Origin of the sequence: Prochlorococcus sp. MIT 1327, from assembly GCF_047304785.1 — a bacterium.
Classification (GTDB): domain Bacteria; phylum Cyanobacteriota; class Cyanobacteriia; order PCC-6307; family Cyanobiaceae; genus Prochlorococcus; species Prochlorococcus marinus_D.
Genome location: NZ_CP138972.1, coordinates 483,747 through 497,811 on the forward strand (window position 1 = coordinate 483,747; position 14,065 = coordinate 497,811).

General features: G+C 55.8%; 17 protein-coding genes. 9 read left to right on the top strand and 8 right to left on the bottom strand.

Annotation, left to right across the window (positions count from 1 at the left end):
• Positions 1-106 precede the first annotated feature (106 nt).
• Both argS and SIB80_RS02255 read left to right on the top strand, forming a co-directional pair.
• Positions 107-1,918, top strand: coding sequence for an arginine--tRNA ligase (gene argS / locus SIB80_RS02250; RefSeq protein WP_063420606.1), 1,812 nt, complete (start codon positions 107-109; stop codon positions 1,916-1,918).
• Positions 1,918-3,057 (top strand): pyridoxal phosphate-dependent aminotransferase, encoded by a 1,140-nt coding sequence (locus tag SIB80_RS02255; RefSeq protein WP_063420605.1) that lies wholly within the window; start codon positions 1,918-1,920, stop codon positions 3,055-3,057. Before argS ends, SIB80_RS02255 begins: the two co-directional genes overlap by 1 nt.
• A gap of 49 nt (positions 3,058-3,106) precedes the next feature.
• Here the strand turns inward: SIB80_RS02255 and SIB80_RS02260 are convergent, their stop codons facing one another.
• From SIB80_RS02260 to prfB, 6 genes are all read right to left on the bottom strand, one after another.
• Positions 3,107-3,844, bottom strand: coding sequence for an MBL fold metallo-hydrolase (locus tag SIB80_RS02260; protein ID WP_063420604.1), 738 nt, complete (start codon positions 3,842-3,844; stop codon positions 3,107-3,109).
• A 26-nt stretch (positions 3,845-3,870) separates the two neighbouring features.
• Complete coding sequence (locus SIB80_RS02265) at positions 3,871-4,479, bottom strand: anthranilate synthase component II (RefSeq protein ID WP_063420603.1); 609 nt, start codon at positions 4,477-4,479, stop codon at positions 3,871-3,873.
• A 14-nt stretch (positions 4,480-4,493) separates the two neighbouring features.
• Positions 4,494-4,952, bottom strand: a complete 459-nt coding sequence (locus SIB80_RS02270; RefSeq protein ID WP_063398742.1) for a diacylglycerol kinase family protein — start codon at positions 4,950-4,952, stop codon at positions 4,494-4,496.
• Positions 4,953-4,976: 24 nt separating this feature from the next.
• Positions 4,977-5,540, bottom strand: a complete 564-nt coding sequence (gene ybeY / locus SIB80_RS02275; RefSeq protein ID WP_063420602.1) for an rRNA maturation RNase YbeY — start codon at positions 5,538-5,540, stop codon at positions 4,977-4,979.
• 13 nt (positions 5,541-5,553) lie between these two features.
• Positions 5,554-5,745, bottom strand: coding sequence for a DUF3285 domain-containing protein (locus SIB80_RS02280; RefSeq protein WP_011131429.1), 192 nt, complete (start codon positions 5,743-5,745; stop codon positions 5,554-5,556).
• A gap of 13 nt (positions 5,746-5,758) precedes the next feature.
• A protein-coding gene (gene prfB, locus SIB80_RS02285) for a peptide chain release factor 2 (RefSeq protein WP_169190029.1) occupies positions 5,759-6,887 on the bottom strand; the annotation gives its coding sequence in 2 pieces (ribosomal slippage) (positions 5,759-6,811 and positions 6,813-6,887; 1,128 coding nt in all).
• Between the two features lie 80 nt (positions 6,888-6,967).
• On the opposite strand from prfB, the gene grxC reads away from it, so the two are divergent.
• Together grxC and gshB are read left to right on the top strand one after the other, a co-directional pair.
• Positions 6,968-7,231 (top strand): glutaredoxin 3, encoded by a 264-nt coding sequence (grxC, locus tag SIB80_RS02290; protein ID WP_063420600.1) that lies wholly within the window; start codon positions 6,968-6,970, stop codon positions 7,229-7,231.
• Between the two features lie 4 nt (positions 7,232-7,235).
• A complete protein-coding gene (gshB, locus tag SIB80_RS02295) occupies positions 7,236-8,162 on the top strand; it encodes a glutathione synthase (protein WP_205909719.1) in 927 nt (308 codons plus the stop codon).
• Here the strand turns inward: gshB and SIB80_RS02300 are convergent.
• Entirely contained in the window at positions 8,126-9,547 is a 1,422-nt protein-coding gene (locus SIB80_RS02300) for an isochorismate synthase MenF (protein WP_063420598.1), read from the bottom strand. The genes gshB and SIB80_RS02300 overlap by 37 nt on opposite strands.
• 71 nt (positions 9,548-9,618) lie before the next feature.
• Here SIB80_RS02300 and menA point away from each other — a divergent pair, with 71 nt between their 5' ends.
• Genes menA through SIB80_RS02320 form a run of 4 tightly spaced genes read left to right on the top strand, consistent with a single transcriptional unit; the run spans position 9,619 to position 13,079 of the window.
• Positions 9,619-10,593, top strand: a complete 975-nt coding sequence (gene menA / locus SIB80_RS02305) for a 2-carboxy-1,4-naphthoquinone phytyltransferase (RefSeq protein WP_063420597.1) — start codon at positions 9,619-9,621, stop codon at positions 10,591-10,593.
• 4 nt (positions 10,594-10,597) lie between these two features.
• Positions 10,598-11,566: an o-succinylbenzoate synthase gene (locus SIB80_RS02310; RefSeq protein ID WP_063420851.1), complete on the top strand. Its 969-nt coding sequence runs from the start codon at positions 10,598-10,600 to the stop codon at positions 11,564-11,566.
• A complete protein-coding gene (locus SIB80_RS02315) occupies positions 11,563-12,798 on the top strand; it encodes an AMP-binding protein (RefSeq protein WP_063420596.1) in 1,236 nt (411 codons plus the stop codon). Before SIB80_RS02310 ends, SIB80_RS02315 begins: the two co-directional genes overlap by 4 nt.
• 2 nt (positions 12,799-12,800) lie before the next feature.
• Positions 12,801-13,079 carry a TM2 domain-containing protein gene (locus tag SIB80_RS02320; RefSeq protein ID WP_063420595.1) on the top strand — a complete coding sequence of 93 codons (279 nt, stop codon included), beginning with the start codon at positions 12,801-12,803 and terminating at the stop codon, positions 13,077-13,079.
• A gap of 156 nt (positions 13,080-13,235) precedes the next feature.
• Here the strand turns inward: SIB80_RS02320 and SIB80_RS02325 are convergent, their stop codons facing one another.
• Entirely contained in the window at positions 13,236-13,691 is a 456-nt protein-coding gene (locus SIB80_RS02325) for an acyl-CoA thioesterase (RefSeq protein ID WP_063420594.1), read from the bottom strand.
• Between SIB80_RS02325 and SIB80_RS02330 the strand changes: the two genes are divergently transcribed.
• Entirely contained in the window at positions 13,690-14,007 is a 318-nt protein-coding gene (locus tag SIB80_RS02330) for a hypothetical protein (RefSeq protein WP_063420593.1), read from the top strand. The genes SIB80_RS02325 and SIB80_RS02330 overlap by 2 nt on opposite strands.
• The last annotated feature ends 58 nt before the right edge of the window (positions 14,008-14,065 follow it).

A 14,065-nucleotide genomic window follows, 5' to 3' on the forward strand; every position in this document is an offset into this window, starting at 1 on the left:
GTTAATGGTGATCGCTTAAGAACAGTGCTGAAGCAGGCTGGTGGGTTGCCGGCATCGTGGTCAGTGATGATCAGGGTGATTGCAGGTCCATTTCGCTGCGGAGTTCATGCTCAGCCTTGCCCACGCTCTGGAGAGTCAACTGCGTGCGGCGATCGACCGTGCCTTCCCTGAAGCCGCAGCCTCAGCAGGTGTGAGTGGCACTGGCTTGGATCCACAATTGGCCCCAGCCAGCAAGCCTGAATTTGGTGATTTTCAGGCGAATGCTGCCTTACCCCTCGCTAAGCCGCTCAAGCAGCCTCCGCGTCAAATTGCTGCAGCGATTGTCGACCAGCTGATGGTCGATACGGAATTCACTGCCATTTGCTTGACGCCAGAAATTGCTGGGCCAGGTTTCATTAATCTCACCGTCCGGCCCGAATGCCTGGCTGCTGAAGTGCAGGCAAGGCTGGCTGATGCTCGTCTGGGCGTGCCGCTGGTGGAGGGCGATAACGATGGGCAACAGCCTACTCCAGTGGTGGTGGATTTCTCCAGCCCCAACATCGCCAAGGAGATGCATGTGGGGCACTTGCGTTCCACGATCATTGGCGATTCCCTTGCTCGGGTGTTGGAGTTTCGTGGACACCTCGTGCTGCGTCTTAACCATGTAGGCGATTGGGGTACGCAGTTTGGGATGTTGATTACCCACTTGAAGCAAGTGGCACCAGAGGCTCTTGAAACAGCTGATGCTGTTGATCTTGGCGATCTTGTGGTGTTTTATCGCCAGGCCAAGCAACGCTTTGATGACGACGAGGCTTTTCAGACCACCTCCCGTGAGGAGGTGGTGAAATTACAAGGGGGAGATCCTTTATCCCTTAAGGCCTGGGGATTGCTATGTGAACAGTCGCGCCGTGAATTTCAAAAGATCTACGATCGGCTTGATGTTCGTCTCAACGAGCGTGGTGAATCGTTTTATAACCCCTATCTCGAGAGCGTCGTTGAGGATCTCAATGTCTCCAGTTTGCTCGTTACCGATGACGGCGCTCAGTGTGTCTTCCTTGAGGGTGTTACGGGTAAGGACGGCAAACCTCTGCCTGTGATTGTTCAGAAGAGTGATGGTGGCTTCAATTACGCCACCACCGATCTGGCAGCCATGCGCTATCGCTTTGCTGCTCCTCCTCAAGGGGATGGCGCTCGGCGTGTGATTTACGTGACCGATGCTGGCCAGGCCAATCATTTCGCTGGCGTGTTCCAGGTGGCGAATCGCGCTGGTTGGATCCCTGATGCTGGACGTCTCCAGCACGTGCCTTTTGGCCTGGTTCAGGGGGCAGATGGCAAGAAGCTCAAAACGCGTGCTGGTGACACGGTGCGCCTGCGCGAGTTACTGGATGAGGCTGTCGAGCGCGCTGAGTCTGATCTGCGCCGTCGGCTGCAGGAGGAGGGGCGGGATGAAGATGAATCTTTTATTCAGCAGGTGGCCACCACGGTGGGGCTGGCAGCAGTGAAGTATGCCGATCTCAGCCAGAACCGAATCACCAACTACCAGTTCAGTTTTGATCGCATGCTTGCTCTGCAGGGCAATACAGCTCCCTATCTGCTTTATGCCGTTGTTCGTATCGCCGGTATTGCGCGCAAGGGGGGTGATCTTGATGTCACTACGGCTGAGCTTCAGTTCAGTGAAACGCAGGAATGGGCTTTAGTGCGGGAGTTACTCAAGTTTGATGCAGTGATCGCCGAAGTTGAGGAGGAGTTGTTACCCAATCGTCTCTGCACCTATCTGTTTGAGCTCAGTCAGGTGTTTAATCGCTTTTACGATCAGGTGCCGGTGTTGAAAGCTGAGCAACCCTCTCGTAGCTGTCGCCTAGCGCTCTGCCGGCTCACGGCAGATACCCTAAAACTAGGGCTGTCGTTGTTGGGTATTCCCACGCTGGAGCGGATGTGATGGGGTCTTCACCTTCACGAATGAGTTCTGGTGCCCCCGCTCCTCGGGTGGAAGTGGAGTGTCTGAAGGCCTATAGCGCTCCGCTTGAGGGTCGCCGTGGATTGCTGCGCCTTGATTTCAATGAAAATACGATCGGCCCTAGCCCTCGTGTACTCGAGGCGTTGCGAGCTATTGCTGCTGATCAGATCGCTGTTTATCCGGAGTACGACGGGTTGCAAGAAGCGGTGGTGGCCAATTTGAGCAATCGTGATCAGGGCCGACCAGGGCTGACCCAGCCACTTAGCCCTAGTCAGATTGGCTTATTTAACGGCGTTGATGCAGCGATTCACGCCATCTTTCATGCCTATGGCGATCGTGGTGATCGCTTACTGACAACGAGCCCTACCTTTGGCTACTACGCGCCCTGCGCCCAGATGCAGGGGATGGAGATTCTGGCTATTCCCTATGAAGGCAGCGACTTTTGCTTTCCGCTTGAGGCGATTCGTAAGCGTGTGCTGGAGCAGAAGCCAAGGCTGTTGTTGCTCTGCAATCCCAACAATCCCACAGGCACTCGTTTGGCACCAGAACAGATTCAGCAACTTGCTATGGCTGCGCCTGAAACGTTGGTGGTAGTCGATGAGCTTTATGAGGCGTTCACGGGCGATAGCGTTTTGCCGCAAGCAGATTTCAGTGTTACCCCGAATCTGTTGGTGTTGCGTTCGTTAGCCAAAACCGCAGGTTTGGCGGGTCTTCGCATGGGGTTTGCGATCGGCTCTGCTGATGTCATCGATCGCGTCAGTCGTGTGACTGGGCCTTATGACATCAATAGCTTTGCGGTAACAGCAGCTTTCGCGGCTCTTGATGATCAGGCTTACGTGGATGCCTACGTGGCTGATGTGTTGAAGGCGCGTGATTGGATTAGCGCTCGTCTTGAAGCCTCTGGTTTGCCTTACCACCTCGATGGAGGGAATTACCTGTTGATCTGGCCGCAGCAGCAACCAGCAGAGGTGGAAGCAGCCTTGCGCAAGCGGGGCATCTTGGTTCGGCTGATGACTGGTAAACCGCTGATTGATGGATCCTTGCGGGTCAGCATCGGCACGATTGAGCAAATGCAGCAATTTTGGCAAGCCTTTGCCACTGTTGAGTCTCTTGCAGCCTGAGTGACTGGCAAGCCATGCTGATCGACTCACTCAGGCTATTGATGCGCTGTTAGCGCATCACCTCAATGACAGGCCCATCGCCCAGATCGCTCGGCAGGCTGATGGTCGTTCCTGTCTGCTTGACCGGTGTACCTGCCATCGCATCAAGGAATGGTTGCACCCCAGTTTGATCGCAGTCGCTTGGCGCTGCACCACTCACGTATTGCACTGGGATGACTCGGCGTGGATTGAGTGCATTGACGACCCGTGCTGCTTCAGCGCCGTCATAGACCTTGGCGCCACCCCCTACGCCGATGATCAAGACGTCGGGACGTCCAAGCAGAACTTTGTCTTCTCCCGATAACGAGGCAGCGCTACCGCCAAGGTGAGCAAACTGCAAGCCACCCTGTTGCCAGCGCCATAGGGTGGCTTGGCCGAAACGGCGACCGCCAAGGCGGTCATGGGGAGCCGCAAATCCCTCCAGGTTTAAGCCGCCAATGCGGTATGAACCTGGTTGCACGAGAAAGCGACCACTCGCGACTCGAGCCCCTTCATCAGCGAGCTCAGAGCTGGCAAGGATCACAGTGGCATTCACCCTGGGCTCGCGCAGGCCTGCGGCACAGCCCACGGCCTTGAATGGGTTGAGCAACACCGATTGCCCACCGCCTTGGATGAGCAGGGCACTGTGGCCATAACTGGTGATTGTGACCCCACCGGCCATAACTGAGGATGCCGTAGACAGCATCAACCCCACTGCTGTTGCGGCGGATAGGCTGCGGGGCCTCAGAACCTTGAAGCGGGAAGGCATGAGTGGAAGTGATTAGGGTATGGAAGTTAGCAGTGCTTTTCGTTTGGTTCTGTCAGACGCAAAAAGTTGGTAAGCAGTTGATGACCTGCCTCCGTGAGCACACTTTCGGGATGGAACTGCACTCCTTGTAGATGGGGGTGTGTTCGATGACGTAGGCCCATGATTGTGCCGTCCTCTAGCCATGCTGTGACTTCTAGGCAGTCCGGCAGGCTCTCTCGCTCTGCAATCAGGCTGTGATATCTGGTAGCAGTGAGTGGTAGGGGTAAGCCTTTAAACAGCCCTTCGCCGTTGTGCAGCACAGGAGAGGTTTTGCCATGCATCAGTTCATCAGCTTGCACCACCTTGCCTCCGTAGGCTTGAGCTAGGGCTTGATGCCCCAAGCACACCCCGAGGGTGGGGATTGTGGGAGCCAGCTCGGTCAGCACCTCCAGGCAAACTCCGGATTGATCAGGATTGCCCGGACCAGGTGAGAGCAGGATGGCGGCGGGGTGTAGCTCCCTGATTTGGCTTAGGCAGAGAGCATCGTTGCGCTCAACCCGTAGATCAGCAGCGACAGGATACTTTGCGGCCAGTTCCCCTAAATACTGCACCAGGTTGAAGGTGAAGCTGTCGTAGTTGTCGATAATTAGGAGCATGGGGCTGCAGGGCGTCAGAGCCCAAGGCGGATCAGTAGAGGAGGGAGCAGCAGAAGCAGGGCAATCAGTAGAGAGCTAATGGCGGCAACCATGACAGCAGCAGCAGCAGTGTCTTTGGCGATGCGGGCAAGGGGGTGAAAGCGGCGACCGATTGCTAGGTCCACCACAGCTTCGATGGATGTATTGAGCAACTCCAAGACAAGCACTGCCGCCACCGTGAGAACCAATACGGCTAGATCGTTGAGATTCAGTTGCAGCCAGAGCCCCAGACCGAAAACGACGGCGCCGATCACGACATGGATACGGAAGTTGCGCTGACTGACGATGCCATAGGCCAGACCTTGGGCTGCGTAGCGAAAACTGGTTGGTAGGTCTGCGGCAATTCGCCAGGCGCCCCGCCGGGCAGCTTGATGCCCTTGATTGGATAGTGGGGTGATCTCTTCGGACAACAAATTGTTGGTCTGAGGGAGCATGTAGTGATCTCTTGGATTGCATCACTAGTGGTGATGAACCTTACCGTTGATGCTGAGAAGTTGCTCCTGGTAGCTCAGCATCGTTTTCAGGCTCTGATCTGTTGGGTGGTCCCAGCCCAGTAGATGCAGGAGGCCATGGCTTACCAGCCAGCGGAGTTCTAGGCCAAGTTCATGGCTGTGTTGTTTGGCTTGGCGTTGTGCTGTTTGCACTGAGACGACAATGTCGCCCAGTTCGACGCAAGTGTCTGTTGGTAGGACGAGGCTGTTATCCACTGCTGGGAAGGAGAGGACGTCAGTCGTTTCAGATCGTTGACGCCAAGCGTGATTCAGTTCGGTGATGGTGGCGTCATCCGTGAGTTGAAGTCCCAGGCTGAGCATCGGGCTGAGGCGCACAATCTCAGGACAGGTCAGGGTTGGGTCACGACGGACGCTTTCAATCCAGGCTGTGAGGTCTTGCTGCCAGGGACTTGCGTTAGTGAGGCGGCGCTTTGTGTCTGCATCAACCAAGCTCGTCAAAGCATCATCGTTGGCGGGATGAAAGGCCAGATCGAGGTCGAGGTTGATCGGAGAGCTTTGCAGTGCGCTCATGCGCGCATCAATATCAATGGGGAAGTGTGGGCCTGCCTAGCCAGGCAATCATCAAGATGAACCCCACAACGCCAAAGGCGGTGAGGCCGAAGTGCCAAAGGCTCTGTCCACCTTTGCGCACCATGTTGCGCATTGCCAGTTTCACGAAGCTTGGCGGTGGTGTTGCTTGTGATGGAGGCTCCTTGGAGCTTGGATCTGTCGTCATTGGTATGTCTGATTTAGTGATCCATATCACTGCCTGGACGATCGACACCCTGACGCAGCAGGGTCTGAATGAATCGGTCTAAATCACCATTCATCACCGCTTGCACGTCTGTGGTTTCTTCTGCTGTGCGCAGGTCTTTCACCATTTGGTAGGGATGGAAGACATAGTTGCGGATCTGATTGCCCCAGGCAGCTTCTACGATATCGCCGCGGATGTCAGCGATCTCTGCAGCACGCTGCTCCTGGGCGATCACCATCAGCTTGGCTTTCAGTAGAGCCAAAGCCTTCTCTTTGTTTTGTAGTTGTGAGCGCTCTTGCGTACAGCGCACCGCTAATCCTGTTGGGATATGCAGAATGCGTACGGCTGTCTCCACCTTGTTGACGTTTTGGCCCCCGGCGCCCCCGGAGCGGCTGGTGGTGACTTCTAGATCTTTCTCGGGGATATCGAGCTCTACTTCCTTATCGATTTTTGGCATGATCTCCACGCCTGCAAAGCTTGTTTGGCGCTTGCCATTGGCGTTAAAAGGCGAGATTCTCACCAAGCGGTGGGTGCCCTTTTCATTACGCAGGTAGCCGTAGGCATAGCGGCCTTCAATCTCTACCGTGGCGCTTTTAATTCCGGCCTCTTCTCCTTCGGAAAGCTCGTCTACGGTCACTGTCATGTCGTGATCCTCTGCCCAGCGGGTGTACATCCTGAGCAGCATCTGAGCCCAGTCTTGAGCATCTGTGCCACCAGCTCCAGCGTTAATTGAGAGCACGGCTCCTTCCTTGTCGTACTCGCCGCTAAGTAGTCGCTCGAGCTCCCAGCGATCAAGCCCTTGGCGTAGCTGTTTCAGCCCCGATTGGGCTTCGCTGAGCATCTCGTCGTCTGGCTCCAGGTCGTAGAGCTCTAAGGTTGCTTGGGCATCATTGACGGCACTCCGCCAGAGCGTGATTTGCACCAGCTGGGCTTTAACTTCGTCCAGCTGACGCATCTGCTTCTGGGCGTTTTGCTGGTCGTCCCAGAAATCTGGTTGAGCAGCGAGTTGCTCAAGATCTTGTTGGCGAGCGTTTAGAGCAGGAACGTCAAAGACAGTCCTGGGCTTGGCCCAGGCGGTCGGTGAGCTCAGAAAGATCGCGTTTGAAGTCGGTGAGGTCCAGCAACGTTGGTGCTTGAGTCCAGAGATCTGACGCTATCAGCGGGGCCAGCCTGCATAGGATCTCAGTGACGTCATCACAGTGCCATGGCCAAGGTTGAGATCTATACCTGGCAGTCATGCCCATTCTGCCTGCGTGCCAAGGCTCTCTTGGATCGCAAAAGGGTGAGTTACCAGGAGCACGCCATCGATGGCGACCAGGAAGCCCGCGCAGCGATGGCGAGCCGGGCTGGGGGGAAAAACACGTTGCCCCAGATCTTTATCGATGATCTGAGCATTGGTGGCTGCGATGAGTTGCATGCCCTTGAGGGGGCTCAAAAACTTGATGGTTTGCTCCAAGGCAAGGTCTGACGCCATGCGACAGCTGTTCGTCTTGGATCCCCTGCAGTGCATTCAACCTGCCAAGGATTCCTCAGCTGCGTTGATGCAGGCGGCTCAACGGGCATCGATTGAGGTTTGGGCTTGTACACCCGCTGATCTTCAGGCTCGCGGAGATCAGCTCGCTGCGATTGCCATCCCTGTGGTGCCTGAGCCTTGGATTAGCACCGGTGAGCCCCAGAGCCTTCCTCTAACGGACTTCGCCTGCATCTGGATGCGTAAGGATCCCCCTGTCGATGAGGCTTATCTCTATGCCACCCATTTGCTTGAGCTGGCCGAGCGGGCTGGTGTGTGCGTGCTCAATAGGCCAGCGGCGTTGCGGGCCTGGAATGAAAAGCTCGGTGCGCTGCGCTTCAACAACATGATGGCTCCCACGCTTGTGGCCAGTCGGGTCAGTGAGCTTGCGGCCTTTGCCCGTGAGCAAGAAGAGGTGGTGCTCAAACCTTTAGGGGGTCGAGCTGGTCAGGGGCTGGTGCGAGTCGTTGGTGCCGCTCCCGGACTTGAGGCCTTGCTGGAGTTGGTGACGGATCAGGAGCAGTTACCGGTGATGGCTCAGCGGTTTTTGCCGGCTGTCATTGAAGGAGACAAGCGCATCCTGTTGGTGGATGGAGAGCCTCTTGGTGCAGTGAACCGTCGTCCTAAGGCTGGAGATTTTCGCAGCAACCTTGCCATGGGTGGTCGCCCTGAACCCACAGAGCTAGACAGTCGTGAATTGCAGATCTGTGCAGAATTGGCACCCGTTTTGAGAGAGCAGGGTTTGTTTTTTGTGGGAATTGATGTGATTGATGGCCTGCTGAGTGAGATCAATGTCACCAGTCCCACTGGCATTCGTGAGGTTGAGCGCCTCAAGGGTGTTCCCCTCGCTGATCAAGTGATTGCGCGTTTGCTGGTCAGTCTTGGTTGATCCTTGGCACGCAGATCGAGTTGGTCGGCCAGTACAGACAGCTTCATGCCAACTTCTTGTAATTCGCGTTCGACCACAGACCCTCGGACCAAACCAGCTCCAGCGGTGAGATCAAGCATTGAACCGCGTGCATGGCCACAACGGATGGCCACGCGCAGTTCCGTATCGCCTTGGCTGTCGATCCAGCCAATCGGTGCCGCATAGTTGCCACGTTCAAAAGGTTCCAATGTGCGCAGCCAGGCCATCGCCTCCCGGCAAGGCAGACCCGCTACCGCCGGTGTTGGATGAAGAATTTTGGCCAGATTGAGGGATGTGTGACCACGGGCATTGGCTGTAATCGGTGTATGCAGATGCACCAGTTGGCCATGACGAGCGATCTGGGGGTTCCGTGGTCGCCGTGGTGTCAGTCCTTGATTGAACAGTTGACTGGTAATTGAGGCAACGACAAGTTCATGCTCGCGACGGTCTTTTTCAGAGCGGAGTAGTTCTTGGCCATCGTCATTGCGATCAGCAGTGCCGGCCAGAGCGTCGGTGCGTAGCTGATTCCCTTGCAGGCTGAGTAGCCGTTCAGGCGAAGCTCCAAAAAAGGCGTCCTCGTGGCTTCTTCGCCATAAGAAGCGGCAGCTACCTGATTGGTGTTGACGTAGTTTGGCCAGTACTGGCAGCGGGTTTAAGGGTGTTTGGAGCTGAATGGATTGGCGTACAGCCAGCACCAATTTGTTGAGCTCACCGCTGCTTACTAAATCCAGTCCGCGTTTGAGAGCTGGTCTGTAACACTCCTGCCAGGGCTTGACTCCCGTGGTGCCGTGGACGCTGCTGGGCCAGAAATCTTTTGAATTGTGATTGGGGTCAAGCAGGTTTTCCGCCATCAGCCAAAGCTGTTCTGCTAGGTCCCGCGCTTCTGCTTGTTGGGTGATCACGCCATTGAGACGCAGCCAACCGTGTCGACCCTGGCGGCTGAGTTGCCAACGCGGCAGTACCGCTTGAACTGCTGCTGTGCGGATCTGGTTGCGTTGTCGTTCTGCTGGATGGTCGAAAAAGGAAAAGGCCAGCAGGATTTTGGCGCGAGCCTGGGCAGGGGCGTTGGGCGTCGCGTCTGTGAGGCGTGCCAGGGTTGTATCGCTGAATCGTTGGGCTAGCTCAAAGCGTCTGGGGCCTGCAAGATCAAGGCTTTGGCACTGACCAGCTGCTGCAAAGCAAAGGCCTGGTGCACTATCCCAGAGAAACTGGAAGGGATGCTCATCGGCTAGTAAGGGCAGGTGGTACAGGGGATCCACCTCGTCGAGAGGCAGGGCCAGGCTGAGGACACCTTCATCGCCCTTGCGTTCGCACCAGCCCAGGGATGCGGCAGTTAAAAGGTTGCTGAAACTACGGTCAGCTGTCATCCGGGATCGGAGTTGAGCGCGGGTCCTGCTCAAATGTATGGGCCTTTCCCTGGTTTCCAGGCTTCTTTCCCATGCCAGACCAGCAGGATGTTGCATCCCTTTACGCCAAGGCCTCCACAAGGCGAGCTCTTTGGACAGCCGCGATCAAGTGGCCGATGTACTCCGTGGCAGTGATGCCGGCGATGCTGGCGGCAGGTTGGCTGGTGGGGGCCGGCGAAGCAGTGCGTCTTGATCAACTGCTTGGCTTTTTGGTTGCGGCTGTGCTGCTTTTGCTTTGGGAAAACCTCAGCAACGACCTCTTTGATGCAGATACCGGCGTGGACAGCTTCACCAAGTTGCATTCGGTGGTTGCGTTGCTGGGTCAGCGGAGACCTGTGCGCCGTTTTGCCCACTTAGCGCTCGTGCTGGGATTGTTGTTGATGTTGGTGTTGGCTTTGCGTAGTAGTGCTGCTGTGCTCTTTTTGGTGCTGGTGAGTTGTTGTTTGGGATACCTCTACCAGGGGCCGCCCTTTCGCTGGGGCTACATAGGCCTCGGTGAGCCGCTGTGTTGGTTGGCTTTTGGCCCTTTCGCTACTGCCGCTGCCTTGTTGGCGTTAGCACCGCTCAACGGTGATGGATCAGTGATTCCATGGGCAACGGCGTTCTCCCTGGGGAGTGGTCCGGCCTTAGCGACAACCTTGGTGCTCTTTTGCTCTCATTTTCATCAAGTCGCTGAGGATGCGGCTTTTGGCAAACGATCGCCTGTGGTGCGCTTGGGCACAGCTCGTGCGGCGGCTTTGGTGCCCTGGATTCTTTCGCTTGTGTTTGCTCTGGAGTGGATCCCTGTGCTGCAGGGAGATTGGCCGCTGACAGCTCTGCTTGGTGGTTTGGGATTGCCTGCAGGAGCAGCGCTGGTCCGTTTGCTTCGCCATCACCATGATCAGCCAGAGAAGATTCGTGGCAGCAAGTTTTTGGCATTGCGCTTTCAGGCGCTCAATGGCTTGGGGTTGAGCTTGGGCCTAGCGCTAGCGCCTTGCTTGGGCTTTGCGCTATCTAGCGCAGGTTGAGTTGATGGCTCTCAAGTTTCAGTGCAAACCGTTTTCATTTCGTTTGAGTCGAGTGTTGCAGACGGCTCAGGGGGTTGTTGAAGAACGTCAGGGTTGGTTGCTGAGATTGGAGGATTGCGCGGGTCGTTGTGGTTGGGGGGAGGTGGCTCCGATGGATGTGGCTGGTTTAAAGGCCTGCGGCGATTGTTTGGTCAAGCTGCGCTTGGCCCCAACGCGTTTGGAGTTGGAGGAAGGAATGGCGTTTTGGCCTGCGCCTTTGGCTTTTGGTGTGGGTGCAGCTCTGGCGGAATTGGATGGCCTCGTGGGGTCTTTAGCAACAGGCGGTTGGCTTGCGGCGCCTGCCTCGGCTGTGTTGTTGCCGGCGGGGCAGCCTCTTTTGAATGCGTTGGATTCCATGCTTGAGAGGGTTCCCTCAGCAGCTGATCCCTTCACTGTGAAGTGGAAGGTGGCGGTCGCTCCAGATGCATTGGAGCGGCGCCTCTTGTTGCAATTGTTGGAGCGGCTGCCAGAGCATGCGCGCTTCAGGCTTGATGGCAATGGCGGTTGGGATCGCAGTGTGGTGAGCTGGTGGGTGGAGCGATGTCTGCAGGATCCGAGGCTGGAATGGTTGGAACAACCTTTGCCTGCTGGTGATCTTGAGGGGTTAAGAGCTTTGGCTCAACAGGTTCCCGTGGCTCTTGATGAGTCGCTTGTGCTTGAGCCATCACTGCGAGAGTCATGGTCTGGCTGGCAGGTGCGGCGTCCGCTTTTAGACGGTGATCCCAGACCTCTGCTGAGGGGGCTGCAGGAGGGTGTTGGCTACCGGATGTTGAGCACGGCCTTTGAAACCGGCATTGGTCGGCGTTGGCTGCACCATCTCGCTGCTTTGCAGCATCAGGGCCCTACACCAGTGGCTCCTGGCCTGGCCCCGGGTTGGTGCCCTGATGGACCTTTATTTAGCGCTGATCCCGAAGTGGTCTGGGCGGCGGCATGAGGGAGTTGGTTGCCCTGCGTTGCAATCCCGCTCAGGCTGAGCAAAGGGCCTTGCAGCTCGCTCAGGCCTTGGAGCAAGGCGATTGGGTGCAACTGCTGCCGCCCGTTGGAACTAGCGGTTTGATCCCTAGGGCTCTTTTGCCTGATGGTCCTGGTGTGGTGGTCGCAAGTGGAGGCACCTCCGGCGGACAGCAGCACTGTTTGCAGCCTTGTAGCCATCTCGACTTATCAGCTTCGGCTACAGGTCAATGGCTTCAGCAGCAGGGTTATGACCTGCAGCAATGCATGGTGCTTAATCCTTTGCCGTTGCATCACGTTAGTGGCTTGATGCCTTGGTGGCGTAGTCGTTGTTGGCGTGTTGGGCATGCATGGCTACAGCCTGGCTTGCTGAGGGATCCAGACGCGTTAGAGCAGTTGTGTGGCTCGTTGCCGGGATGGGGAGAGCAACCGGTCTTGATGTCTTTGGTGCCAACACAACTGCAGCGGTTGTTGATGCATAACGCTGGTGTGCGTGTGTTGAAGGCTTGTGCTGTGATTTGGGTTGGTGGAGCAGTGCTTTCGCCAGGGTTGATGAAAGCGGCACGGGCCGAAGGCTTGCGCTTGGCACCCTGCTATGGAGCAACTGAGACAGCGGCGATGGTGACAGCGCTTGCTCCTGAGGATTTCCTGGCGGGTGCGACGGGCTGTGGATCACCGCTTGAAGATGTGGAGCTGCAGTTGACGCAAGCAGGCGCGTTGCAAGTTCGAACAGCGCGGTTGGCGTTGGCGCGCTGGTTGGGTGAGGGCTTGGAGGATGTTCGCGATCAGCAAGGCTGGTGGACCTCTGGAGATGCTGGTTGCTTGATCACTGAGAGCAACCGGGTTTGTCTCAGCATTGCTGGCCGCTTGGATGGAGCGATTCACTCTGGTGGTGAAACGGTGTTCCCTGAACAGTTGGAGGCCCGTTTACAAGTGGCGGCGATTGGTTTGCCTGTTGAGGCTGTGTTGCTGCTTGCTGTTGAAGACAGGGAATGGGGGCAACGCTTGGTGGCGCTTGTGCGTCCTGCTGCTGGGGCGAATGGAGAGGATTTGATCAAGCAACTACGCCATCTCTGTGCCGATTGGCCGCCTGCCGATCGGCCGATGCATTGGCGGCTTTGTCCAATGCTTGCTCCGATGGCGAATGGAAAATGGCAACGGGGCTATTGGCAGCAATGGTTGCGGTTGCTAGAAGCGGAAAGTACAGAATTTTGACTATGGCCAGTCTTTCTGATGCTGAGCTTAGTAATAAGAAATTAGCCGCGGGTTTGCTAGGGATCTTTCTTGGCGCTTTAGGGATTCATAAATTTGTCTTAGGCAAGAATAATCCGGCGATGATTATGTTGGTGGTTTCGATTGCGGGAGGCTCTATTACTTGTGGGATTGCATATGCAGTCATGCAAGTTATAGGTTTAATTGAGGGCATTATTTATTTAACACAAACACCGCAAGAATTTGAAGAGATTTATCTTGATGGTGACAAGGAGTGGTTCTAATGAGTGTTAGTTCAATGCGCATATTGCAACGGCTGATGCTTGCAGGATCTGCTCTGATGAGTTGTAGTATCTTCGCGTCTATGCCACAGGATGCCTTTCATCCTTTTGCATTGATGGCAAGTTTTTTACCGCTGCAGTTGGGGGCGTTGGCGTGGGTCAGATTGAGCCAATCTTCCCCACACCGGAAGCCTCCAGCCAGCGATCAATGCCTTCTGGTAGTGCACAGCGATGACGTGTCTGGGCGTTGATCGCTAGATGGCGGATGAGAGCGAGGGCAGCGATTTGCTCTTCGCAGCGGAATTCGAAGTGAACTTGGAAGCTGTTTGGATTGAGTCGCTCTGGGCGTAGCTCCATAGCCAATGCGTCTCCGGTGTGGATCGGCCTGCGGAAATCTGCTTGACAATGGATGATCGGCAAGGCCACTTCCGGTGTGACTTCAGACTTGCGGCTGCCAGGAAAGATGTCTGCGGGGTTTAGTCCGTAGTGCTCAAGACTCTCTTCCCATGCTTCATGACACCAGCGAAATAGCTGATGGAAATGCATCACACCGGCGGCATCAGTATCGCCAAAGCGCACCACGCGGCACAGCAATAACCAGTTTTCTGGATTCATGTTTGGGATTCTGGTCGAAGGCGAAGATCACCATCATCATTGTGATGGGGTGTTGGCGGCAGACTTTTTTGGTAGCTGCTGTGATCGGTTGAGTGTTGTAGATACTTTCGCGGATGCGCTAGCGATTGATCTGCTGGACAATCCCTGGCTGGCGATGTTATTGGTTGAATCAAACATGTGGCTTAAAGTCAGTGCTCCTCTTCCTGTCCCTCTAGAGGATGCTGACACCAGGATGAAATACATACAAGACCACTACTTCCTCCGCCGAGCTGATGATGTAACAGATTTACTGAGTAAAGGCAGACAAGCCATCTAAGCCAAAGAAGAACATTTTTAATGGATTGGGTAAGTGGCCCTTGTATCATTTTCAGAAT